We start from the raw sequence: 24,464 nt of genomic DNA, 5'->3' as shown, positions 1-24,464 counted from the left end.
TGTATATACTAATTACAAAAATAATTCTATTTTTTCATTTTTTTCTAAATAAACTTTTAGAAAATTCTCTAATAATCGAATGACAAAAAGGCAAACTACACAAAAAAGCCGCAGCTCATAAGAACTGCGGCATAAAAATACTATTGATTCAAAGCAACAATTGCTGCCATGTAAATCTCCATGTTTTTTAATAAATCAATTTCATCCATATATTCATCTTTGTTATGGGCAATTCCTTTTTGACCTGGAAAAGAAGGTCCAAAAGCAACAATATTGGGCATGAAACGGGCATAAGTTGCACCCGTTGTGGTTACAGGTGTCCCATCTAAACCAGTCGCTTTTTCGTAAACTTCAGATAATTTTTGAACATTTTTATTGGCTTTAGGAAATTGGGTACTTTTAATCCGTCGTACCACTTTTAAATGACTATCCGCAAAAAGATTTTTCTCTAAGGTGTTAGTCACTTCTTCTTCGGTTACCGAGATAGGATAACGGATCGCTACAGACAAAGCCAACCCATTAGCTGTTTTGATGAGTTCATAAGGGGTGATCATTAGCTTTCCACTATCTGCATCTTCAAAAGCTAATCCTAGACCCTCGCCATGATGCTTTTCAGCCAAACTGTCTTTTAGCCAAGTAAAGTAAGCCAATAATTTTCCTGTCAATAATTTTTCTGCCGTTAATTTTTCCGCCAATAGCGTAATGGCATTTTCACCAAGCTCTGGAGCGTTAGATGGTGCTCTTTTTCCACTAACTGAGATCACTTGACCATTAACTGTCAGACTTAATGCATCAGGTACATGGTCTTTGGCCTGATCACCAATAAAATCACCTAGTAATGCCAATTCATCTGTTGAAAAAGCTGTCTCAATTTGATAATTAACAATACCACGTTCACCGTAAACAACCGGATACTTTCCATCTGGAGTAAAACCAAATATCGGTGCCTTTTGATGTTTTAAATAAAGTGGCAGATCACTGCTACCACTTTCTTCATCGGTACCAAAAATAACTCGAAAAGTTTTTCGGTTAACTAAGCCAGCTTCTTTTAATAATTTCAGCCCAAACAGACACGCCATAATTGGTCCTTTATTATCCAGAATGCCTCGACCATAAAAACGTCCATTTGTTAAACTTAAATCAAACGGTGGATAATTCCACCCATCGCCAGCAGGAACTACGTCTAAATGACCCACAACGCCAATATATGAATCATCTTCGCCCCACTGAGCATAACCTACCGCATCTTCAACAACATTTGTATAAAATCCATACTCTGCTGCCAAATTCATGACCATTTCCAACACAGCTCTTGGTTCCTTACCGAACGGCGCTCCAGGTTCGGCAGCACCTTTAACACTAGCAATTGACATTACTTTTTGTAAATCTTGATAAAAATCTAATTTATTGGCTTCAATTAATTCTCTAATATCCATAAAATGCGCCTCCTAATGGCTGTAACGAGTCAAAGTATTTTTAAATGTATATCGATCTGCACGATAATAAGACAAATCAAATAAAATCGGGGTCGCATCAATCGCATAAGTCACTGAATGGACTTGCAACATCGGATTTCCCACCGGAACCTCTAACAATGTTGAAATTTCTGGTTCAACTAAAATTGCTTCAACTTCTTGATGGGAATAGGCAATCTCAACTTTCTTTTCTAGTTGTTTGAATAGCGATCCTTCAAAATCAGTTTTTTTCAATCCTGCGATATAAACTTCTGGTAAATAGGTTTTTTCCACTGTCATTGGTTCATCATCTAATATTCGGCGGCGAACCAATTCATAAATAGTATCATTTTTCGTCAAATTCAAAGCTTTCAACATCTCTTCTGTTGGCTGACAGACGCCAAAGGAAATCACTTCAGTTTTACTGGATTTGCCATAAGCTTTAGCCGCTTCGGTAAAACCAACTAAACCATCCCGACCACTTTGAATTTTTTGCTGTGACATCACGTAACTACCTTTTCCACGACGCTTTACGATAATATTTTTTTTGATTAGATCATCAATCGCTTTACGAATAGTCAAACGACTACAATTAAATTCCTTTGCTAAATCGTATTCAGATGGTAGCTTCTGCGAACTAACATAGATTCCCTCGCGAATTCTTTTTTCAATTTCAGCTGAAACTTGATCAAAAATCGCTTGAGTAGCTTTTTTTTCTTCCATATGAATCCCCTATTTCTGTTTAGATTTTAGCCATTCATCTTTAATTTTTTCAGATAAACGAATAATTCTATCTCCAACTTCACTATACTGATTTGTTGCTAAATTGGCTAGTGAAATTCGTACTGACCAATCATCGCTACCGAAAGCATTGGCTTTTAAGAGCATCAATTGCTCATTTTGAGCTAGCGTTGTCAGAAATTTAGTAACATTCCAGCGTTGACTTAAATAATCGGAAAAATCTGTTCCGTAGCGTTTTTCTGTCCAATCTTTAAAATTGATTTCACAATAATAAGCAGTATTTAAAGCCGGTAATGGTTCTTCAATGCCCAATTTATCAAATAATAATTTTTCTCGTGTGTGACAAATTTCCATCACTTCTTCTTTATAAGCTTGTCCTTCATATAACAATGAATACAAACTAAACAAGGCCATCATCACTTGTTGGACTGAGGATAAACCGGCCGCATGATTCAACGCCACATCTCGACTATCAGCAACCAACCGATCGATAAAACTAGTCTCCTGTGGATGTTCATTTAATGAAAGATAACGCAATCTTAACTTTTCTTTCACCTCATTCGGCAACTCCTGCACCAACTTGTCAAAAATATTTTCTCTCGCCACAGCAATGGTACCAACTCGCCAGCCAGTTGCGCCAAAATATTTTGAATAGGAGTAAATACAAGCTGTATTAAAAGGTAACTCTGTAAACAGTGATCGGAATTCTGGGACAAAAGTTCCATAAACATCATCAGTTAAAATCATTAAATTGGGATTGTCATGAGCGACAATTCCTTTGATTTGATCAATCGTTGATTGACACATCGCATTTGCTGTTGGGTTACTAGGATTAACAACAAAAACCGCTTTGATTTGCGGGTCTTTCAAACGATCAATTTCTGCCGAACTATATTGATAAGTCGTCTTCCCTGATAAAATTGTTTGTTCTGCAAGAATTTTTTCCACTTCAAAATGGTATTGAGGCAGTTCAGGAATCTCTAAATAAGGTGCAAAAGTTGGTAGTAATAACGCAATTTTATCTCCCTTATTTAACAAATGGTTGTTAAATAAAGTATCAAATAAATAACAGATACCTGCTGTTCCACCTTCCACTGCAAAAATATCGAAAGGAACCGCTTGATTAGAAAACAACTCCTGATTTAAGTAATTTTTTATTGGTTCTTCACAAGCAGGTAAACAACGCACTGGGTTAGGATAGTTGTCCCCAATTAAATAATCCAAGATTTGATTTAACCACTGAGATTTTATTAAACCAAAATAATTTTCCTGACTATGCCAAATTTCTTTAAGAAAATCGCTGCCTTTTCCCGGATGAGTACTTAAAAATTTTTCAAAACGCTCATCTACATCATTGTCTTTTGAAATCATTCCAGCAGTTAGAACACCCTCTGTATTCAAGGTTTCCATTGTCGCGAATTGTCCTAACAAAAAGAAAGCCTCACGTGGCGTCGGAGCTGTCCAGTTGGGATTTCCTCTCCCAGCGTTTAATAACCTTTGCCGATTCTTTGGATCTTTACTAATTTCTTTTTCTAAAAATAAACTTAATTCAAAGGGACTCATTTGTTCAGTACAATTGTCTGTCATGGTCATAAAATCATCCTCACATTATTAAAAGTATATACCATATAGTATATACTAAATATAAATGAAAAGATTTCAAGTTTCCTAAGATAATTCTTACTCAACTGACCGAAATTATTAATACTTTGTAACCCTTTTCTATCCTATATCAAAAAAACTGATGCATCACTGCATCAGTTAAAATTTATTGAATGGCTTCATAATTAGCAATTTTATAATTTAATCGCTCCAATGTTTCGCCCATTTCCTGATAGCGTTCCATCAGTTGTTCTCTTTCCTTCTTTAGTATCTCTTTACGTTCTTCTTCAGTTCCTCTACCGATTTGATATAAATTAGTATAGTTAATTAATGAGTCAATCGATAAGCCAGCATTTCTCATGCATTTGATAAATTCAATCCAACCTAAATCTTCTTCTGAATAATCCCTTACACCACCACTTTTGCGATTAATCGGTGGAATTAATCCAACTTTTTCATAATAACGTAAAGTCACTGGCGTCAATTCAGACATTTCTGCTACTTTAGAGATATTCATGGCATTCACATTCCTTTTCTTAATCTTAACGTTAGCATAAAGCTTTTTAGTCATTTTGACCAATACTTATCTTGAATAACGATCTATGCTTTTTAGCTATGGTAGACAAAAAAATACCTAGCTCCTATTTCCGTAAGAGCTAGGGTTCAGAGAAGTGTATACCAAACTGTGGGAACAGCTTTTGGGGAAGTGTACTCTTCAAAAATGAAAGCGGTTATCTTGTTACAAACTTATTGTATCATACTTATTTTTATAAATCAAAAAGATTTAATATTTATAATTATTTTGACCAAACAAAACATTTCCCGAAATTGCAATATTTTCTGACAAGACAGCAATATTTCAAAAATATTATTTTAAATATTGAAAATTATAAATCGGCAATTGTTACATTTTCACCAAATATAGATGACCAATCTTTTGAAAAATCTGAAACAGCCTGATTGATTGATGGCATTGCGAAAGCTGCGGCCAAAATATCTGGTCCCATGGTAGCAGCTTGTGCCCCGCTTTCTAATGCGGCAGTCACTTGCCCAACATTTTTGAAACTAGCTGCTAAAATTTTGGATTTACTATTGGTGCGACTGATTTCTTCCGCCATCTCAAAAATTGCTTCTCTTGGATCAATATTCAAGTTTTCCATCCGATTGAAGTACGGTGCTAAATAATCTGCGCCTGCTGCGATTGCTAAATAAGCTTGCATTTTAGTATAAATCGCCGTTGCAGTCACATTGATTCCACGACGTTTCAGCTCTTTCATCGCTTGAATACCGGCTTCAGTAGTCGGTATTTTAATGTAGACTTGCTGATCAATTTTAGCTAAGATTGCTTCTGCATCCTTGATCATACCTTCATAATCTTCGGCAATTACTTGAACATGCAAAGTTTTGTCCGTTCCAATGATTTCCCGAATTTTTTTCATGTGATTGAAAAAATCAATTTTCCCTTCCTTTTTTATAATTGAAGGATTAGAGGTTACACCAGCGATTGGTAACGTCTGATTGTATTGCTGAATATCTTCTAAGTTAGCTGTGTCTAATAAAAATTTCATCTTATTCACTCCTATAAAGTATGTTCTGTTCGCGCAATAATATCATCTTGAGTGGCTTTTGATAATACATGGAAGAAAGCTGAATATCCGGCTACCCGCACGATTAAATCGCGGTGTTTTTCTGGATGAATTTGAGCATCAATTAAGGTTTCACGACTGACAACATTGTATTGAATATGATAGCCATGTAGCTTATTGAAAAATGCTCTCAATAACATAATTAATTTTTGTTTGTCACTTTCTTTAGCCAAAGTTTGCGGGTTGACTTTTTGATTCAGTAACACGCCGCCAATGATTTCTTCAGTAGGTAATTTGGCCACTGTTTTTAAAACGGCGGTTGGACCATTTTTATCCATATTATGCGTTGGTGAACAGCCCTCTGCTAGCGGCGTCCAAGCGTTTCGCCCATCTGGTGTCGCCATTGTTCCTTTTCCTTGTCCCACATTAGCAGAAATGGATGAGGTCCCAGAATAACGCACCCCACCAATTGGTCCACGACCATAACGAGTATTAGGATATTTCTTAACTTCTTCAATATAACTATCATAAGCTTTGGTTCCCAAGCAATCAACCGCATCATCGTCATTGCCATATTTAGGGACATCATGAAGAATCATTTGTTGAATTTCTTGCCCTCGCTCTCCTTGATAATTATTCATTAAGGCTTCCCAAAGTTCGCTAGTTGTCATTTTTTGTTCTTCAAAAACCAATTGTTTAATTGCAGCTAATGAGTCAGATAAGTTAGCAATTCCTACCTGTAAACCAGAAATAAAGTCATAGATTGCGCCACCTTCTTTTAGCGTCTTTCCGCGGCCAATACAATCTTCTGTTAAAGTTGAACATAAAATATCTGGTACTTCTCGTTCTAACCCAAGATCAATCGCATTTTCAACAATTACACTCATCCGAGTCAATTCTCGCACCGTTTTATCCCAGGCTTCCGATAACTCTTCGTAGGATTTCATTTGACTAAAATGTCCATAGCCTTTGACAAATCGTTTGCCCGAAACTGGATCGATCCCATCATTCATGGCAATCATCAAAATTTTAGGGAAGTTCATATAACTCATGCCTGTACAACGATAGCCCCATTTTCCGGGAACAGCCGTTTCTACACAACCAATCGCACTATAATTGTAAGCATCCTCTTCTGAGACCCCGATATTTTTAAACGATGGAATAATCACTTCATCATTATTAAAGGCTGGCATGCCAAAACCAAGTTTCATCACTTCAATACATTCATTCATAAAGTCCTGCTCTAAACCCGCATGGTAACGAACAGATAAGTTCGGCTGCGGTAATTTCGTCTGAGCCACACTTTTTAATACTAAATAAGACATTTGGTTCACAGCATCTTTTTTGTCAGTGGTTTGTCCACCAATCGTCACGTTTTGATATAACGGACTGCCAGCTGATGAAAAAGTATGAGACTGGCTGCGGACCTTATTAACTGTCAACGTTTTAATCCATAAATTGGTTAACAGTTCAACAGCTGCTGCTTCAGTAATTTTTCCTTTTTCTAAATCATGCACCAAGTAAGGATTCATATATTGATCAAAACGACCGTAAGATAATGAATGACCATTAGATTCGATTTGTAAAATTAATTGAATAAACCATACCGCTTGAATCGCTTCATGAAATGTATCAGCTGGCTGATAAGGAACTTTGGCGGTAATGCGACTGATCTCTAATAATTCAGCACGACGCGCCGGATCTGTTTCTACTTCTGCTTTTTTAGCAGCTAATTTTGAAAAACGTTCTGCGTATGTTTTAACTGCATCAATAGTAATAAATACTGAATTATAAAAATGATACTTGTCAATGTTTTCTGGTTGGGTCAAATCTAACGCTGCTTTGGCTTCACGGGCTCGTTGTTCGTAGCCTTGGAGTCCAACTGCTAACATTTTTTGGTAATCGACAGCCAAATGGGCATCCCCTGAATTCATCTTACCTTCCATACCGAAGAAACCTGTTTCCATGAAAACATTTACTTCATCTGGTAATAAAGCACCTGCTCGCGCCCGTAGATTATTATTTTCCCAGAAGGGTGCAATCCTTCTAAGTTGTTCTTTTGTTTCCTCAGTAATATAAAAGACATCACCATCTCGTTGATCAAATAAATCAAGTTCATTCAAAACAAATTCTAAAGTATACTCTGGAAAAATCGGAGCATCTTTATTTCCGGAAGCTTGGTTACCGACAATTAAAGTTTCATCTTCAATATAAATCGACATATTTTCTAAAATATTCTGTAACATCAAAGCACGTTTCATCACTGCTGGTTGGTTTTGATGCTCTTGATAAGACTCAGTTGCTAATAAGGCCCGTTCAGCATCAATATAAGCTTTTTTTGTTAATACAGATTCACGGTAATTGTTCATACGTTCGGTTAAATAGCCAAAATGAGACGGATTTTCGACAGTTGGGTTTGTTTTTACTGCTGGATTCATTTTCTTCACTCATTTCATTTGAAATATTTTTATATTACTTTCGAAACTATGATAACATGTGAACAAACTTTTCGTCAATAAATATTTAAAAAAAAGACCAACCGCAATGGTTGGTTTAAACAGTTGATACGGTGATCTCTCTTTTAGTTAAAAACGTGACTACTTCATCAGTAATTCGTTGATCTGTAAAGACTTGGCTAATTTCATTAAAATCAAATTCTTTAATCACTCCAGACTGGTTAAACTTAGATGCATCAGTTAATATAATTGTTTCTTCAGCGGCGGTTGCCAATACTCGAGTCGTGTTGCAGCGAGTAATATCGCTACCAGTAAAACCTCTTTTCGGATCAAAGCCATCAATCCCGATAAATAAACGATCCACATGAAATTCGCTAACAATTCTTTCTACTAAAGGACCTACATTGACCTGAGATTCTTTTTGGTACTCTCCTCCTAATAAAACTATTTTAACTGAATCAGCTTTTCTTACATATGAAGCAATAAAACAAGAATTCGTAATAATCGTGATATCCTTTTTCCGATAAGCTAATTCTTCTGCTAATAAAGAACAAGTTGAGCCAGATTCAATCATTACAACGTCACCATCATTGACTAATTTAGCGGCTTCTTTGGCAATTTTTAATTTCAAATCGTAATTTTGTGCCAGTCTAAAATTAATATCATCACTATTATTTAATAAGGCAAAGCCGTGCTGGCGGTGAATAATTCCACGACTTTCTAATTTATCTAAATCTTTTCGAATCGTCACTTGAGAAACATTTAATTGTTCTGCCAATTGATTCACTTGTATTTTTTTTTCTTGACTGACAATCGCAATAATCTCTTCTTCTCTAGACATTTAATCCCTCATTTCTGCTTCATTAGCATAACACAAAAAATTTAGAGGAACAAATTTTCACAACAAGTTAGTTTCATTTGAAACTTTTATTGTTTACGAATAGGTTTTTATTTGCTAAAATGAAGTTGAACTTTGGAAGGAGTCCTGACAAATGGAACCAGCTTGTATTTTTAATATTCAAAAATTTAGCATCCACGACGGTCCTGGTATTCGAACAGTTGTTTTTTTCAAAGGATGCCCATTAAGTTGTTATTGGTGTGCCAATCCTGAATCACAAAATGGTCGCCCAGAAAAAATGTGGGACCAATCTAAAAAAGCTTTTACTACAGTGGGAGAATACAAATCAATTGAAGAAATTATTGTTGAAGTAATGAAGGATGAAGTTTTTTATGAAGAATCTGGCGGAGGTGTTACCTTATCTGGTGGTGAAGTATTGTACCAAGCCAACTTTGCCACGGAACTTTTGCGCCAATTAAAGGAAAAAAATATCCATACTGCTAGTGAAACAACTGGCTTCGCGCGATTTGAAGTTTTTCAAAAATTTATCGCTCAAGTTGACTTATTGTATTTTGATGTCAAGCATCATGATGAAGCGGCTCACAAGGCCGGTGTTGGCGTATCATTACAACCTATTTTAAAAAACTTGGCTGAAGCAGTTGCTCATCACCCTCATTTGATTGTCAGAATTCCGGTGATTCCCCAATATAATGATGGCGAAGAGAATGCCCAAAAATTCGCCGAACTTTTTCAAGACATGCAGATTAAACAAGTTGAGTTACTGCCCTTCCATCAATTTGGCGAAAAAAAATACCAGTATTTAGATCGCTCTTATCAAATGCACGATGTACCGCAAATTCAACCAGAAGAATTGGTTTACTTTCAAGAGATTATGGAAGCTCACGGGATTAATTGTCATATCTAATAAAAATATTCGTTCATCCTTGTTTAGTTTATGGTACATTTAAGGTAAGAAAAACTGAACAGGATGTGAGATGATGAAGAAAAGGCTGCTTTTTTTAATGAGTTTGTTGGCTCTGTTTACATTAAGCGCTTGTGGGAATCGCGCAGAAACAACAGAGAGTACAACTACAATTAGTTCTTCTCAAATAGATATCGATACTTATGTAAAACGTGCGCAAAAGTTTTACAATCAAAAAAAATATAAACAAGCGATTAAAGCCTTGCAAAGTGCATTGAATCACGACGGTGCTAATAAAAATCGGATTCGAAAAGACATTAAAGGAATAAAATTACTCCAAGAAGTTATCCAATTACAAGACGACAATCAAACAGACGAAATCAAAGACACGATTGAGCGTTCCAACTTGTTATTGGATAAAAAAAATATGGCTTTCAAACGTTTGAAAAATATTTATGATGGCCTAGAAACCGTTACCAGCTCTTCTAAAGTGACTAAAACATCGGAAACAACTACGTCTGATGCCACAGGTAATGATTTGGCGGCTAGCTTTAGTTTGAGCAATGGTGGGGCTGATTCTACTTCTAACGTTAGTATTACTGTCACCAATCAAACCAATAAAGCCATTCGAGTAAATTCTGGACAATTTGGCTTTATTTATGCAGATAAAACTTATGGCGCCGATACAATCGGTGCAAACTATCAAGAAAGTCGCGAACTAGTGGCGGGAGCAACAACGACTTTTAGTAATGTCTTCTCAAATTTTGGCGATCAGCGGGCGCTTTATGGTTTCACTGTGACTTATGCTGGCCAAAATATTATTAACCAACCATCACAAGTTCCTGCGGGCGACACAATTCGAGCAGATATTGTCAACCGCTTAAATCAAGCAGAAGCAGATGCTATACAATACCAGCAACAAATTGCAGCTGAAGGCGGCGATCCAAATAGTGTGCAAAGTACTCCAGCAGCTGTTAACTTTGCAGCCACAAATTTAATGACGGAATATTCAGACTACCAAGATTTTATTACCGAAACTCTTCGTGGAATGGGCTATTAGTCAAAAAGATGTCACTAGTAAATTTTACTAATGGCGTCTTTTTTTATTGTAATGATTTCTCCATTTTTGCCAACGTTTTTCGCCGTTCATCAAATAATGAATCAGCATAAATATCCAATGTCATCTGGGTAGAAGCGTGACCCAAAATTGCACTAACTGACATTATATCAGCCTTTGATTCTAAACAACGAGTTGCAAAAGTGTGACGAAGTTGGTGGAACGTAATGTGTTCTAGGTCTGCTGTTCTTCTGATTTTATGAAAATAGTAGGTTAGCAGTCTTGGATCATAGGGTTTTGGAGAATTGGAAAAAATAAATTCGTGGATTGGTGTTTGTTTTTTATATTTAAGCAGCTCGGCTTTTAATTGTGAACTAATTGGAATTTCTCTAAGAGACGAGAGTGTTTTAGGTGTAGAAATCGTCAAATTTGTTTTTTTATTCCCTTGTTTTGGTGAGTTTACTCGAGTAATTGTATGTCGGACAAATATTTTATTGTCGCTAAAATCAATATCCTGCCAGTGTAAAGCCGCTATTTCACCGATACGCATACCCGTTCGCAAGGCAAGTAAAACTGCAAAACTAGGTAAGGCGCCATCGCTTTTCACTACCATTTCCAATTTCTTTTGTTCCCAACGGCTTAATGCATGAATATTATTAGCTTTAGCCTTGGGAAAAACTATTTTTTGGTAAGGTGACTGAAGTAATATTTCACTTACTACTGCAGCAGTTAAGCATCTTTTTAAGATTCCAAACGTGACCCGCAAGGTACTAGTAGAGCGGCCTTCCCGCTGTAATTGATTAACCAATGTCTGAATTGTTGCGTTAGATAACTCGTTTAATTCCAGCTCTCCCAGGTAAGGAATAATATATTGATTCATTTTAAATACATAGCTATCTCTTGTGGAAGGTTTTAAATATTCTTTGTTTTCATTCAGCCAAATTTCAATCCACTCGATTAGCTTCATCTGATTATCATCATCAGAAGCTTTCGGCTTTTGATAACGAGTGGATTGCGTCTTTAGTTTTTCTTTCACTTGTTGAAAAGTTGGACCATAAATATAGCCGTATTTTATTTTCCCTGCTTCAGTTCTATCTTTGATATAGCGCCCTTCCCAGCGACCATCTTTTCTCCTATAAATATTTTCCCCTATTTGTGTCATGGAATATCCTCCTTAAATACTATCGGAATAAAATTTTAAAAAAACACTCCGTATCTTTACAATAATTTGTAATTTTTATCAATCCATTATTTTTTAATCAAGCATCGGTATAAAAAAAACAAAATGATTACCTTTTTAGAGACATTTTCTCATTTATTCATTATAAACATTTTTATGCCCTGAGGTTCTCAATAAATCGTAAAAAAAAACAAAAAGTGATTATCTTTTTTCTGATTTTTTAAATAACAAAAAAGGTGTATAGCATTCACTTGCTACACACCTTCTAATTTATTCTCATAATGAGTCTTAATAAATTGACTCAATTCTTGTCGGTCAACATTTAACCCAAAAACTAGGGACAACAAAATATAGATTCTTTCTGAGGGTATACCTTCAAAATCTCGATTGCTGTCTGATAAAATCACATCAAAGCTTTTCCCCTCTTCATAGCGCATGATTTTCAGATTTACTGTCCATTCGATACTGGATAAAATATTTCTTATTTTTTCTTCGGTAATAAAATCATCCCAACCAGTATTGTAGGCAACTGTCAAAGAAAAACCAGTTGCTTTAATATTATTTTCTAATAAAGCACCAAAATATTTCGCCATCATTTGCCCATTGCCTTGAGAATCGATCTGCAATCTTTTTTCAACCACTTTCATCGCTGCGTCTACTCTTTTTTTCACTGGTTGACTGGTACTTTTCATTTCGTATTGGAAAATATCGATGAATCCTGGAAAATAGTAACCCCACAAGTTAATTTTAAAAATGGTCATATCTAACAGTTCTTTTAGCAAACTAGTCCGTTGAATCATTAAATTTTCCCATAATTTTTCAGAGACTTCGTCATTAGTCACTTTTAATGCCGTTAAGTAATCAATGTTCTTTTGATATAATTCTAAAAATTTGTCTTTGTTTTCATAAATTTCAGTCGTCACAAACAAGAATAATTGATAGGAAATTGTTTCTTGTTCATCCCAAAAAATACCGTTATTTTTGTAATGGGACTCGAGAATACTTTCAAGCCCAGTAATAATTTTTGGCGGATATTTTTTTTCCAAAGAAACTGACTGATCTGATATTTGTCTATTTTCAAATCTTTTCTTAGTAACATAAAACCAGATACTCTGTTTAATTTCTTCTTGCTCAGACAATACAAAATTTAAATCTACTCTAAGTTGTTGTATCAGATTACCGCTGTACCCTAAATAAAGCTCTTTTTTTTGTTGGTAGTCTTTACTGTACCAGATTAGAAGATAGTAAAAATATCTGATTTGCAGCTCAGTTCCATGCACTTTCCCCCCTGCAATCGTCAATTCAAACTCTTTTAATATTTGGTTTAACTGTCGAATCTTTCGAATCACTGTTGCCACTGAGGTATTTAAATCTGTGCTCATTATGTCTAATTGGTATTCCCCATGTAATAATATGTATATCAAAATTTCATAACTTAATGAATGTTGTAAAAAATAGTGATTAATTTCAGTATTTGAAAGTTTTCCAAAAGATTTAATATGATAATAACCGTTGATTTTCTCCATTGAGATTTTCGCATTGACAGTTTTTTCATACGCTTTAAGCTGGATTAAGTCTTCTTTTACTGTATCTCGCGAAACATGTAAAGCTTGGCATAGTTGGCTTGTTGTGTATGGACGACGTAATAACAAATCCAATGCCTGCAACTGTCTCTTTTCATAATTATTCAATAAGTCTCGCAGTAGCATTTTCCACTCACCTTTTTATCTATAGAAAAAGTGTAAAACTTTCTAGTCTTACACTTTTAAGTAGTTGTCCTATTTTATTTAAAATATTTCTTTAACCTGGTAATTTCTTCCGCTTCTAATCCATGCCCACCATCAACAATCAATAATTCGACATCAGTAAAATGATTTTCCAACTGTTTTTCTAACTTCACCAAATCTCCAGCTAAACTTAACTCATCTTGTGAACCTGTTGTTAATAAAATACGGGGTGTCTCTCTTAGCCCAACAAATTGATAATTCAAATCGCTCGGGTGCAGTAAAATCACGGTGTCCGCAATCGCTGGGTTCTTCTCTAATAAACCTAAAATATAGTTGGCACCATTAGAATAACCGATAAAAATAATTTCTTCATAGTCGGTTGTCTCAATCTGAGGCCATTCATTTTCAATAAATTCAAGGGTGCGACCATCAAATTCTGTACGATCTAGTTGCCCATTTTTAGTGGGAGCAAAAAAACGGCGATTTTCAGCCTTACCCACGTTACCTAGGAAACTAACTAAGCTCGCTTCAGGAAATAACGCTGCCGTAGTAGTTAACAATTGGTACTGGTTACCGCCGGTTCCGTGAAAAGCGACAATTAGTTGTTTATTGGTGCCTTTTTGAAAAAAATATGTCATGATAAGATTACCTCCAATTATTTGTGAAAGGACTGTTTGTATGTCTGTAAAAATTCATCATATTTCAATTATTAATCGTTATGTAAAACCTACTTTCAACTTTTATCATAATCTATTAGGATTGAAACTGCTAATAAAAACGATCAATCAAGATGATCACAGTATGTACCACCTCTTTTTCTCCGATGACCAACAACGAGTCGGTACTGAGTTAACTTTTTTTGAGATTTCTGAAGGAAAAGAACAATCTTTTGGTACCAATACTTTGGAACGAACTGTTTTAAAAGTACCCTCTGTTGAATCTTTAAAATTTTGGGAAAATTACTTAGAAGAGCATGACGTTTGCCAATATGGTATTGAAGAATTTAATGGTGCACCAATTCTACGCTTTGATGCGCCAGATAATACTCAAATGGCTTTGGTTGCCTTAAAAGATTTTGAAAGTCGTGAAAACTTTTTCCCTTACGATAGTGGCATCATCCCTATAGAGCACGCAATCGTTGGCATCGGAGCTATTCAGATGCGCGTTCAATATGCCGAAGCCACCAAAACAGAATTACTGCAAGCTGGTTGGGAAGAAATTAATCGTACCAAATTCTTCACTAGCCAAAACGAAGTAATTATCTTAGGTAACCAAAACAGTCACTTCTATCAAGAAGTACACATCATCCAAGATATCAAAAATGAAATTGCTGTGCAAGGTATCGGTGGCATTCACCATGTCGCTTTTGGTGTCGAAAATTTAGCAGAGCTTGAAGCGATTGATCAGCAAATTCAAGCCAAGAATTTTCGTAATTCTGGAGTAAAAGACCGAGAATTTTTCAAATCTATATATTATCGTGAGCCCAATCAATTATTAATTGAGATTGCCACGGCTGAAGGCAGTATCGATCCATCTGCCTATGAAAATCAAAGTACTCATTTTGAAGATATTCCTTTATATTTGCCCCATTATCTAAGTGATATTAGAGCACAAACTGAAGCTACATTGGCCGAACAAAGACACGAATAAAAAGCTGCGACGCGGGTCGCAGCTTTTTTTCATTCTCAGATTTTTTAATTATTTGTCGGCTGATCCCACACAATAAATGTCCATGCTGTCGCAACTACTTTTTCTGAGTCCCTATATCCTGTAAAAGAAATTCGATACTCACCATTGTCACTCGCTTCTATTGTGTTAAATTTTATATCTAAATTGGTATCACTAATAGCTACAGTCAATGGGCTAGTAATAATATCAGCTGTATTGGGTATAACTTCATAATTTCCAAGACTATTTTTTTTCTCTAGTACAGCCTCAATTGTTGTCAAGTTTTCATATGCTAAGGTCAACTGAGTCTTTTGATTGCTAGTTTGATTGTAAATAACTCGTCGTTTTAAATCTGAATGAACTCGCAAACCAGTTGGTACTTTTGCCTTAACCGTAAATGAAATCATCATTTTGGAAATACTATCACCATTTAGTGGATGAGTTGTCGATAAACTCTTCAGACTAGTAACTTCTAACGAATAGTCACCAACAGCTAACGGTAGCATCTCAGTTATAATTGAAAAATCATAAGCTATGCTGTTAGTATTTCCAATTGCTGCAACTGGATAAATAAATTGCAAATCGCTATTAATCACCCGCGGTGTGATAATTTCACCGTTATTATCAAGCAAAGTCCCTTGTGGCCAATCAATCGCTTGCCCATCTTTCAATAACCTAACATTCAGTCCTAGTGATTTATTCAAATTATAAGCATCAATAACTGTTCCTAAGCTATCTAATTCAAACCGTCCATCAACTTCAATCGCTTCTGATTGCTCATAAACCTGATTAATTGCTGGCTTAGTGATAGCGCTAGAAATTTTTCGTTTAGCTTCAATTGAATATTTTGGTGCTGTTTGTGGTGCATTAGATCCATCATCTATTTCGTATTTTAGGTTAATTGTATTTTCACTGACTTCCTCAGCGTGACCATTAGCAAAATCACTCACAATCAAATAAGATAACTTACCGTTTACCATCCCAGTTTTTCTAACGGCTTCTATTTGTCGGTCAATATCAGCTAAGGTCATTTTCTGATCGGTACCCATTTTTGTAAATTCTGTCAAAGAAATTTCTTGTTGGGTGCTACCCGATTTATTTTTGTAGTAAAAATACTCTGGCGTCACTAATTTTTTCTCGCCATTGTCTTCATAGCTTGATTGTACCTTTAACAAGAAACTTCCATCTGGCGGTAAACCTGCGCCCACATTTTCATCACCAAAGACTAAAAATACCGAAGCGTCCTTGCCACTAAATGTTGGGAAATTTTGTGCCTCCAAAGCAAACTGTGTCGTAAAAGCACCATCAGTTAAAGTAGTCTTAATATTAGACGCTAAATTTGGAAATTCACGATAGACCTTTCCTGCGATTAGAGCTGTCTCCGCCTCCACCGCAGAAACTTTACGTTTAATATTTAAAAGAACCGTGAAGGCGACATCATCAGTTGGCTTGCCATTGCCATCAATTGAGTGATAAGTCACCCTTATTTGTCGATTACCTGAAGGATCATTAATATTATCGGCATTATATATTTGATAACGCAGAGTATTACCACTAGAGGTAGTAGCTCCCAGTTGAATATTTTGTCCACTCGTTCCATACGCTTGGTAAATATCGGGATTAGTTAAATTTCCTGTGCCATTTAAATCTGTTGCAAAAGCAAAAGTAGTGTTTCCATAAGAAACAGGTCGATTGGGCGTAGTTACAATATCCGTAACGGTTGCCAAATTCATATTGATTAAGCTATCATTATTAAATTTATTCAGTTCAAGATTAAAATTTTTGTTAAAGTCAGGCAACTTAACGCTGGTCTGTTTCGATAAGATTTCTCCACCAGGAGCAACCCCACCTTGATAATCATTTTCATTATAAGCCCATATATCTCGAACTTGCTCTTCAGGACGATATCGAATCCGTACCGTTTTTTCCGAGCCAGCACTCCGATAATCGTTTTTAAATCCATTCGCAGTGTAGGATTGAATAACATAAGGACGCCAATTGGTTATTTGTCCAGTGTACTGACCAAATTCCTGCGAATTGTTCTCTGCAAATTTAAGCGGCATCCGAGCATTCATCACTTCACCAAAAGGAATGACATGCTCTTGACCGGCCGTTAATTCAGCCACCACTTTGACCATTGTTACTTGATCTAGCTGACTGTTACTCTCAATTTCATCGTAAGTAAGATAATCGGCGTAACCTGCTGGACCGTTAAATCCGGTTCCTCGATTATCAAAATTCTCGGTTGCAATGGTATAACGAACTTGATAATTGATTCCTAAAGAGCTGGTAATTTTAACTGGGCCAGTAAGCTCTAAAGAAAATTCATTTATTCGTTCAGGATTCCAATCTGACTGGATTCCTTCTTTAGCAACTGGCATGTAAAAAACAAACAGACCATCATGATCGACATAACCGCTTTGCTTAGTATTACTCATGGTAAAGCTTAAATCAAAGGTGGCATCCTTTTTATCGAGCACCCCACCATTTTCTATATTCAGAGGGTCAGTAATTTCGGTCGTGCCAGTTCCGATCAATTCATTAGAAAGCTGTTTATCCACTTCTGCTGTAATTGTGTTAAAGCGTGGATCACCACCACAAGTCATCAAGCCATAAAGATTGCTATTAATTTTAGTCGAAGGTGTCTTACCATAACTTTTTAACCGTTCGTTTACGCCAAAAGTGTCGTTTACTCGATAGCTTGCATAGCTACCAGAACCACCATTTTGAAATTGCTCATCTGCAATAAATAGTAACTCACGATAACCTATTGACCCCCCACGGACTGCATGATTGACTTCCATATCATAATCGATCTGAATCAGTCCACCGATAAGTTCTCGACTCTCATCGTAATAACCCATGCCTTTCCCGTTTTCTGGTTTAACATAATATATTTTACTGCCATCACTCAGTGTGCCTAATGGCTCAATTGTTCGATCTAGCACTTCTCCGCCCTGAGTTACTCGAATCGATTCAGTATACAAATCAAAATCAACTGGGGTACGGATAATAAAAACCGGATCTGGTGCATAATTGGTCGCACCATATGGGTAAAAACAAGGAATTCCTATCGCCGAAACTGATAACTTTTCACCAATACCAACAGGTTCAGTTAATTCAGTCAACTTTACACCGGCTTCATTTTTGACAGTCATCTGATTATCTAGGAGCAGCGTTAGATCCAGTGTTGTTTCACTCAGGCTGGATTTAATAATCCTGGTTCGATAGTCTCTTTTCGTCAGTAATTCTTTCGTATTATCAGCAGGATCAACAATATTAAAGCGAGCAATTGCTTGATCGCCAATCTCGCCAAAGGTGTAACCATAATATTGTCCCCCTGATTCTCGCGGTCTGCCAGTATCTCCACTGATATAGCTTGATGTCCCCGAAGCAGAAATATACATATTATAGGAAAGATCTTTGATGTAGTATTCACCAGAATCATCAAAAGCTTGTTTGTCAGTTGTCGACAAACCCTTTGCCAGCATTTCTCGATTAACATAATAATAGTAACGTTCATTAGCATAGCCTAGTAAATTAGCAGGTCGACCATTTGACTTAGTGATTTTAACATTTTTGTATTCTTCACTCGGTTTCAAATCATAACGGCCACTGATTGTCTGATTGGTTCCTTTCTTCTGTAAAACAAAATCAAAACTATAAGTATAGTCTCGCCCTCGAGTAATCGTTCCATCAGAATAATTAGTATCAACTGTCCAATATTGAACGGTCGTTACACCATAATTCCAGGTGTTTTCGGTATCAAACTGATAATTCACTTTCACATTCCCTTGAGCGGTTGAACGATTGGTTAACAATGAATAACCTAACAAGGCCGTCGATTCAGTTCCCTTAGTGGAAACAGTACTATAAAGCAGATTAGGCGATCCATTTAGATAAGCTAACTCTAATTGATCACCAGAAATCGTCATTGTTTCACTGGAATCGCCTAAGGAAACAACTTCTCGTTTTCTTAATTCCCTTTGACCGTTTTCATCATAAAAATAATTGTGAAATGTTCGACCTAAATTTTGATTTGTATAGAAAATCTTATCCCCTGTTTCAAATCGGTCACCATTTTCATTTACTGCACTTGGATAAGTATAAAACATTTGTAGATTCATCACTCTTAGCAAGTATTCTTGTGTCTGATCAACAAAATAATAAGTCAAAATAATCCGACCATCCGTTTGCCGCTCTTGCTTATAACGTAATTTCTCATTGCCGCCATTCCTAGTAGTGATATCAGCAATCCACTGATTCATGTTAGCAGTATCTAAAGTCGCTGATAAGTATTTTCCGTTGGCAAGTTTTTTATAGGGCAAGTACGCATGAAAACTTACATTTCCCATATAGTATGCATTGTCTGAATCTCGTTCACTATTTCGAACCCGCGGTTGAATATACATCTGCATCACTTGATCCAATACTTGAGAACCGGGTTTAGTTGAGCCTGAAACAGAAGGATCACCAGTTACTACTGAGTAGTTAACAGTACTTGGGATCACAATATCATCTAATATTAAGTCCTTCACCACAGTCTGGTCATCTAACAATTTTACATTGATCGGTTGATTACGAGTTAAGCTGTCCCCTGAAACACCGGTCCAATAATTGGGACTATTAGAGCTGGCATCTTCATAATTAGGAATCAAATTAAAACTAAAACCAACAGTTGTTGCCACTGGAGCGATTGAGAACACGATGGTTCCATCAGTTACCTGGTTTTGTGAAAAATTATTGTTACCATTATATTGATCTACGAAAACAGATTGTTTAAAATTCGTGTCAAATTGATAAACGACTGTTGCACTTTTATCAACCACATCACATGCAGTCACATTGGTATTTTCTTGGACAATTCTTTGTAAATCAGCCAAGGTTACAATGACCCCTTGAGGAATTTTTACTTCAATCTGGCGTGTACTGGGAGTCGTACTCGGTACATAACCATCTAATCGCAGACTAAAAATGTATCCATCATTTTTTAATAATTCCCATTTAACATTAGCTTTTTCAGTTGTGTCATCAGCTTCCCGCAATTTTACTTCACCATTATTCATTTCTCCTAAAGAAGCTGAAAATGGCACGTCCGTTGCTTGAGGGACAATCTCATCTGTACTTTCTGCTGCTTCGGGTATTTCTACAACCGGCAAATCTTTATCTATTGCAGAATCTGATTCAGCAGAATGCTCAGTTGTATCCTGCTCATTTTTTTTAACTGATTCGACCGTCTTAGTGGTAAATGTCTCCGCAAATGCAACGCCACAATTTATTATAGGAAAGACAATCAAGAGACCGGCCATTAAAAACAGTTTCAATTTTTTATTTTTTTTCACTTGTCTTCCCCCTTAATTGATTTTAAAAATATCTGCGACATCACTATAATTATTTGATTCGTCAAATTTGAATAGATAAAAAGTAACAGCTCCACCAGCAGGTATTTCTTTTAAAGTTAGCGCATTATTTTCAATCTTATCTACAAAACAGGCATTGGTTTGATCTGGCACAACTAAGCTGTCATCCCAGGTTAAAGACAAGGATTGTGCCGTGTCGGCGGTAATAGTCACAGTTATATAAGGGCTATCGGCTTCGTCCTCTACTTTAACTTGATAACCCGTTGCTTGCCTTTTAATTAAAAATTTTGCCGAAAGAGTTTCTACATAAGGTTTTGTTGCTCTTGCTGAGATAGTAACCGTTTTTTCTTTTTCATTCGTCTGCCAAAAATCAGTTTCCAATTGAACATCGATTTTTTGACTTTGTTGATTTGTATTAGCCGTTGATGCCGGTAATTCGAAATCATGACCATTACTACTTCTAAAACTGACTCCAGGCTGATCTGCAGATAATTCATATAGAATCGGCCGATTGGTAAAACGTTGTGAATCTGGATAATTATGTAATTCAAAACTTAGATTATTTGTTACACCATCTTGCCAATCAACTACGATATGTTCAGGTTGATTATTTTCACTGGTTGGTGTTAAAACATCACTAGTAAAAAACATCTCAATCGCTTTTGTAGGTGTATCTTCCTTGTTGCTTCTAAAAAATTTCCCATAACTAAGGATGCCTCCCAGTAATAAGCAAACAGCGAGTCCAATTATGAGTAGCAAATATTTTCTTTTAATATTAATTTTTTTCATCTCACTCACCTAGTCCATTTGTTCTGCTTGAATCGTTAAACGACTAACTTCCAAATCATTGCTATATTTCAGCTGATTGTATTCCTCAGGCCAGTGGATTCTCAAACAATAATTGACATTGGCTTCAGCAATATTTCCTGGTCCTAATTTTTCACTATGATTCAGATTATCTTTGAAATCAGTTATTTCCGTTTTTGCGCCATCAGCTGCTACTTCAAATAGTTGATAAGTCAAAGGTAGAGAACCGTAATTATTTACCTTGATTGTATAGGTCATGGAAACTTCGGTCTTTTTGAAATCTTGCCGATTGCTTAACAAAATGTCGATGTCAGTTTTTGATTCCCCTGGTGCAAGTTCTTCTCCATTAATTGGCTGAATTAATTCTTGATCTCCTAAAAAAAAACTGACTCTAGCTTGTGGACTTTTTAAACCAAATGTTGATAAAAATTTCGCATTTGTCAAAGCAATTAGGCATGCAAAAGCAACGACTAGCAAAAGTGCTACTACTCGTTTAAAATTCGGTCTAGTTTTCAAATCCTTCAACATTTTTATCACCTTCTTAGCTAGCTAGCGGAAACTAATTGTTATTTTCGAAATAAATTGTTACGTATATTTATTTTCATTATTATATATTAATAATAACGTATTTAATTTGGAATTTCTATATCACTTTATAACAATTCAATTAATCATAAAAAGATTTTTTCCATTTATAGGAAAATATATGAAGACTACTCTATAGAATTTTCTTCAGCTAGTAAATAGAGGTACCTTTGGGGGTTAAAAGTTTTTTTAATCAATTGATATGATCTGCGCCTACTTAAGAAAGTAATTCATTATGTTATTTTATGAGTAAATAGCTGTAAATAGTCAGTCTTCTATAGTGCTGAAGCAAATATTTTAAAATTTGGCATTTCAGTAATAATATATTCCTTGGTTTTATCAGGAGGTTTCTGTATATTTTAAACTTACACATTTGTTAACAAAAATATGATATGATGAAACGAGCAATTTATTGGGAGGAATGAAGATGAAATATTCAATTCGATTTTCTGATGCCATTCATATCATGGCTTATATAGAAATTTTCCAAGGAACAAATTTGTCTAGCGAGATGATTGGTAAAAGCGTTGAGACCAATCCAGCTAATGTTAGAAAGTTAATGGGTTTATTGCGCAATGCTGGTCTAATTAAAACCCAAGCGGGAAAAGCCGCTCCCAGCTTAGCTAAACCTGCTGATCAAATTTCTTTTTTCGATATTTACCGTGCGATTGAAGGCGATAATCAACTCTTACATGTGGATGAAACCACTAATCCCAACTGTGTTATTGGTGCCAATATTCAAGATGTCCTAAATGAAAAATATAGCTTTTTACAAAAACAAGTCGAAAATGAAATGAAGCAAATTACTTTAGCAGAAGTAATCGGTGATATTTCTCAATTGGAAACGAAACGGCGACCAGAAAATAAAGAATTGGTGGCTCGCTTTTTATGAGAGAAGTCTGGTTAACACAAAAGGAACCCCAATCAGCGAGTTTAATCGAACAAATCAAAAATATCAGCTGGCCGGCTGGAGCTCATTTAACTGAATTACTAGAGGATCAAAAATTAACAGATTGGGAGCAAGTCCTAATTTTAAGCGATCAGGAAAAATTAGTTGGTTTTGTGGCTGTTTTAAAAGAAGATTTGTTAGAAAACTCCCCTTGGACACCATTTATTGGATTGGTTTTTGTTCATGAAGATTATCGAGGACAACATTTAAGTGAATTATTGGTGAAAAAAGCCGAAGAAAAATTGATTCAAGTAGGTTTTCACGAGGCTTATATAATGACCCGCGAGACAGGTCGTTTATATGAAAAGCTTGGTTACCAAAAAATAGCTGAGACCAAAGACAAATTTGGCCACTTAGAAGAAGTTTTGCATAAGGAAAAGCTTTAACCTCATTAGGCTAAAGCTTTTTCATGATGCGCATAATATCCTCACCAGTCTGACTGGCTAATTTTTTTGTTTGTTCGATTGAATCCCTCAAAGTCATGGGTCCTCGCGGTAAACTCAGAATCAAATCAATTCCAGCCTGATAGTTTTCAGTAGTCACTTCACTGGCATCACCCACTACTGCAATGACTTTCTTTTGCTGACTTTTGGCTAATTGCGCGATGATGGTTGGTAATTTCCCATAGGCAGATTGTCGATCCATCTTTCCTTCACCAGTAATGACCAAATCAACTGTTGCCATTTTTTCTTTCAAAGCCAACATCTCAGTAATATATTCTGCACCAGAAACAAAATGGCTGTTTAAAAAATACAAGAAACTAATGCCAATCCCGCCAGCAGCTCCGGTACTTTCCATTTTTGAATAATCAATTTCAAATTTAGCAGTTAATACTTTTGCATAATGCTGCAAAGCTTGATCAACCTTTTCTAAATCAATTACTCCTTTTTGTTTGCCAAAAATATAAGTCGCCCCACTTGGTCCGGTTAAAGGATTTTTGACATCCGATAACAAAATAAATTCTTTTGTAGCCAAAGCCTGATTGAATTTGCTAATATCAATTTCCATGATCTCTTCAATCTCTGTTGTGCCGTATACAATTTCTTCGCCATTATTTTTTTTAAAAGAAATCCCCAAAGCTTGCATCATACCAATCCCAGCGTCATTAATCCCACTACCGCCTAAACCAATAATAAATTTTTCAATCTCAGGATGTTTTTCATTAATTCGTCGCAGCATATCGCCAACGCCAAAAGAACTGGCATATTTATTTTCTTTTTCTTCTGATAAAAAATGAATCCCCGCTGTTTCTGCGACTTCTAACACTACGGTTTTTTCATCAAATAAAACGTATATGGCTGAAATCGGTTGGTTAAATAAATCCAGCGTCGTCACTTCCATTAATTGACCTAAATCATTCTCATAAAAAGCAGCAATTGTTCCTTCACCGCCATCTGCGACAGAATAAGTTGAAATTTCCGCTTGTGGATTGATTTTTTTCATCCCATCGGCGACGGCTTGATTGATTTCTTTTGAGGTGGCACTACCTTTAAATGAATCCATCGCGACTAAAATTTTCATGGTACACTCCT

19 protein-coding genes are annotated in these 24,464 nt (G+C 35.9%); 5 read left to right on the top strand and 14 right to left on the bottom strand.

Translation table 11 applies throughout. From position 1 onward, the window contains the following. Nucleotides 1–140: 140 nt before the first annotated feature. From ACVWNY_RS16425 to ACVWNY_RS16395, 7 genes are all read right to left on the bottom strand, one after another. Complete coding sequence (locus tag ACVWNY_RS16425) at nt 141–1,436, bottom strand: Sapep family Mn(2+)-dependent dipeptidase (protein ID WP_218325667.1); 1,296 nt, start codon at nt 1,434–1,436, stop codon at nt 141–143. Between the two features lie 12 nt (nt 1,437–1,448). Then, nucleotides 1,449–2,177, bottom strand: coding sequence for a GntR family transcriptional regulator, LSA1692 subfamily (locus ACVWNY_RS16420; protein ID WP_218325666.1), 729 nt, complete (start codon nt 2,175–2,177; stop codon nt 1,449–1,451). Nucleotides 2,178–2,186: 9 nt separating this feature from the next. Next, on the bottom strand, nt 2,187–3,788 hold the full coding sequence (gene aspD, locus ACVWNY_RS16415) for an aspartate 4-decarboxylase (protein ID WP_218325665.1): 1,602 nt from the start codon (nt 3,786–3,788) through the stop codon (nt 2,187–2,189). Nucleotides 3,789–3,963: 175 nt separating this feature from the next. Further along, a complete protein-coding gene (locus ACVWNY_RS16410) occupies nt 3,964–4,314 on the bottom strand; it encodes a MerR family transcriptional regulator (RefSeq protein WP_218325664.1) in 351 nt (116 codons plus the stop codon). 370 nt (nt 4,315–4,684) lie between these two features. After that, nucleotides 4,685–5,365: a fructose-6-phosphate aldolase gene (locus ACVWNY_RS16405; protein ID WP_218325663.1), complete on the bottom strand. Its 681-nt coding sequence runs from the start codon at nt 5,363–5,365 to the stop codon at nt 4,685–4,687. 11 nt (nt 5,366–5,376) lie between these two features. Beyond that, on the bottom strand, nt 5,377–7,821 hold the full coding sequence (locus tag ACVWNY_RS16400) for a glycyl radical protein (protein ID WP_218325662.1): 2,445 nt from the start codon (nt 7,819–7,821) through the stop codon (nt 5,377–5,379). Nucleotides 7,822–7,936: 115 nt separating this feature from the next. Further along, nucleotides 7,937–8,680: a DeoR/GlpR family DNA-binding transcription regulator gene (locus tag ACVWNY_RS16395; RefSeq protein ID WP_218325661.1), complete on the bottom strand. Its 744-nt coding sequence runs from the start codon at nt 8,678–8,680 to the stop codon at nt 7,937–7,939. Between the two features lie 151 nt (nt 8,681–8,831). Between ACVWNY_RS16395 and ACVWNY_RS16390 the strand changes: the two genes are divergently transcribed. Next, on the top strand, nt 8,832–9,602 hold the full coding sequence (locus ACVWNY_RS16390; protein WP_218325660.1) for a glycyl-radical enzyme activating protein: 771 nt from the start codon (nt 8,832–8,834) through the stop codon (nt 9,600–9,602). 73 nt (nt 9,603–9,675) lie between these two features. Beyond that, nucleotides 9,676–10,659 (top strand): hypothetical protein, encoded by a 984-nt coding sequence (locus tag ACVWNY_RS16385; RefSeq protein WP_218325659.1) that lies wholly within the window; start codon nt 9,676–9,678, stop codon nt 10,657–10,659. A 43-nt stretch (nt 10,660–10,702) separates the two neighbouring features. On the opposite strand, the gene ACVWNY_RS16380 is transcribed toward ACVWNY_RS16385, so the two are convergent. The 3 genes from ACVWNY_RS16380 to ACVWNY_RS16370 form a co-directional block, all read right to left on the bottom strand. After that, complete coding sequence (locus ACVWNY_RS16380; protein ID WP_218325658.1) at nt 10,703–11,818, bottom strand: tyrosine-type recombinase/integrase; 1,116 nt, start codon at nt 11,816–11,818, stop codon at nt 10,703–10,705. A 272-nt stretch (nt 11,819–12,090) separates the two neighbouring features. After that, on the bottom strand, nt 12,091–13,545 hold the full coding sequence (locus ACVWNY_RS16375; protein WP_218325657.1) for a helix-turn-helix domain-containing protein: 1,455 nt from the start codon (nt 13,543–13,545) through the stop codon (nt 12,091–12,093). 74 nt (nt 13,546–13,619) lie between these two features. Beyond that, the gene (locus tag ACVWNY_RS16370) at nt 13,620–14,201 is read right to left on the bottom strand and encodes an alpha/beta hydrolase (protein WP_218325656.1); all 582 of its coding nucleotides are present in this window, start codon (nt 14,199–14,201) and stop codon (nt 13,620–13,622) included. Nucleotides 14,202–14,241: 40 nt separating this feature from the next. Between ACVWNY_RS16370 and ACVWNY_RS16365 the strand changes: the two genes are divergently transcribed. Beyond that, nucleotides 14,242–15,213 (top strand): VOC family protein, encoded by a 972-nt coding sequence (locus ACVWNY_RS16365; RefSeq protein ID WP_218325655.1) that lies wholly within the window; start codon nt 14,242–14,244, stop codon nt 15,211–15,213. Nucleotides 15,214–15,257: 44 nt separating this feature from the next. Here ACVWNY_RS16365 and ACVWNY_RS16360 read toward each other — a convergent pair whose 3' ends face one another. The 3 genes from ACVWNY_RS16360 to ACVWNY_RS16350 are packed head-to-tail and all read right to left on the bottom strand — an operon-like array spanning nt 15,258 to nt 21,926. Then, the gene (locus ACVWNY_RS16360; protein WP_454072002.1) at nt 15,258–20,573 is read right to left on the bottom strand and encodes a hypothetical protein; all 5,316 of its coding nucleotides are present in this window, start codon (nt 20,571–20,573) and stop codon (nt 15,258–15,260) included. A gap of 12 nt (nt 20,574–20,585) precedes the next feature. Further along, the gene (locus tag ACVWNY_RS16355; RefSeq protein ID WP_454072001.1) at nt 20,586–21,380 is read right to left on the bottom strand and encodes a hypothetical protein; all 795 of its coding nucleotides are present in this window, start codon (nt 21,378–21,380) and stop codon (nt 20,586–20,588) included. Between the two features lie 9 nt (nt 21,381–21,389). Then, nucleotides 21,390–21,926, bottom strand: a complete 537-nt coding sequence (locus tag ACVWNY_RS16350; RefSeq protein WP_454072000.1) for a hypothetical protein — start codon at nt 21,924–21,926, stop codon at nt 21,390–21,392. A gap of 484 nt (nt 21,927–22,410) precedes the next feature. Between ACVWNY_RS16350 and ACVWNY_RS16345 the strand changes: the two genes are divergently transcribed. Both ACVWNY_RS16345 and ACVWNY_RS16340 read left to right on the top strand, forming a co-directional pair. Continuing rightward, entirely contained in the window at nt 22,411–22,875 is a 465-nt protein-coding gene (locus ACVWNY_RS16345) for an Rrf2 family transcriptional regulator (RefSeq protein WP_218325651.1), read from the top strand. Continuing rightward, nucleotides 22,872–23,318, top strand: a complete 447-nt coding sequence (locus ACVWNY_RS16340) for a GNAT family N-acetyltransferase (protein ID WP_454071999.1) — start codon at nt 22,872–22,874, stop codon at nt 23,316–23,318. The genes ACVWNY_RS16345 and ACVWNY_RS16340 overlap by 4 nt, the downstream gene beginning before the upstream one ends. A gap of 10 nt (nt 23,319–23,328) precedes the next feature. Here the strand turns inward: ACVWNY_RS16340 and ACVWNY_RS16335 are convergent, their stop codons facing one another. Beyond that, nucleotides 23,329–24,453, bottom strand: a complete 1,125-nt coding sequence (locus tag ACVWNY_RS16335) for a glycerate kinase (RefSeq protein ID WP_454071998.1) — start codon at nt 24,451–24,453, stop codon at nt 23,329–23,331. Nucleotides 24,454–24,464 lie beyond the last annotated feature (11 nt).

This window comes from Enterococcus sp. JNUCC 77 (assembly GCF_054819945.1).
This window is presented reverse-complemented; position numbering and strand designations above follow the sequence as displayed.

Excerpts from the sequence above, each read along its gene's own strand:
- ACVWNY_RS16370 (WP_218325656.1), bottom strand. The coding sequence starts at position 14,201 with ATGACATATTTTTTTCAAAAAGGCACCAATAAACAACTAATTGTCGCT.
- ACVWNY_RS16380 (WP_218325658.1), bottom strand. The coding sequence starts at position 11,818 with ATGACACAAATAGGGGAAAATATTTATAGGAGAAAAGATGGTCGCTGG.
- ACVWNY_RS16400 (WP_218325662.1), bottom strand. The coding sequence starts at position 7,821 with ATGAATCCAGCAGTAAAAACAAACCCAACTGTCGAAAATCCGTCTCAT.
- ACVWNY_RS16375 (WP_218325657.1), bottom strand. The coding sequence starts at position 13,545 with ATGCTACTGCGAGACTTATTGAATAATTATGAAAAGAGACAGTTGCAG.
- ACVWNY_RS16385 (WP_218325659.1), top strand. The coding sequence starts at position 9,676 with ATGAAGAAAAGGCTGCTTTTTTTAATGAGTTTGTTGGCTCTGTTTACA.
- aspD (WP_218325665.1), bottom strand. The coding sequence starts at position 3,788 with ATGACCATGACAGACAATTGTACTGAACAAATGAGTCCCTTTGAATTA.
- ACVWNY_RS16350 (WP_454072000.1), bottom strand. The coding sequence starts at position 21,926 with ATGTTGAAGGATTTGAAAACTAGACCGAATTTTAAACGAGTAGTAGCA.
- ACVWNY_RS16410 (WP_218325664.1), bottom strand. The coding sequence starts at position 4,314 with ATGAATATCTCTAAAGTAGCAGAAATGTCTGAATTGACGCCAGTGACT.
- ACVWNY_RS16340 (WP_454071999.1), top strand. The coding sequence starts at position 22,872 with ATGAGAGAAGTCTGGTTAACACAAAAGGAACCCCAATCAGCGAGTTTA.
- ACVWNY_RS16425 (WP_218325667.1), bottom strand. The coding sequence starts at position 1,436 with ATGGATATTAGAGAATTAATTGAAGCCAATAAATTAGATTTTTATCAA.
- ACVWNY_RS16405 (WP_218325663.1), bottom strand. The coding sequence starts at position 5,365 with ATGAAATTTTTATTAGACACAGCTAACTTAGAAGATATTCAGCAATAC.
- ACVWNY_RS16420 (WP_218325666.1), bottom strand. The coding sequence starts at position 2,177 with ATGGAAGAAAAAAAAGCTACTCAAGCGATTTTTGATCAAGTTTCAGCT.
- ACVWNY_RS16395 (WP_218325661.1), bottom strand. The coding sequence starts at position 8,680 with ATGTCTAGAGAAGAAGAGATTATTGCGATTGTCAGTCAAGAAAAAAAA.
- ACVWNY_RS16355 (WP_454072001.1), bottom strand. The coding sequence starts at position 21,380 with ATGAAAAAAATTAATATTAAAAGAAAATATTTGCTACTCATAATTGGA.
- ACVWNY_RS16335 (WP_454071998.1), bottom strand. The coding sequence starts at position 24,453 with ATGAAAATTTTAGTCGCGATGGATTCATTTAAAGGTAGTGCCACCTCA.
- ACVWNY_RS16390 (WP_218325660.1), top strand. The coding sequence starts at position 8,832 with ATGGAACCAGCTTGTATTTTTAATATTCAAAAATTTAGCATCCACGAC.
- ACVWNY_RS16365 (WP_218325655.1), top strand. The coding sequence starts at position 14,242 with ATGTCTGTAAAAATTCATCATATTTCAATTATTAATCGTTATGTAAAA.
- ACVWNY_RS16345 (WP_218325651.1), top strand. The coding sequence starts at position 22,411 with ATGAAATATTCAATTCGATTTTCTGATGCCATTCATATCATGGCTTAT.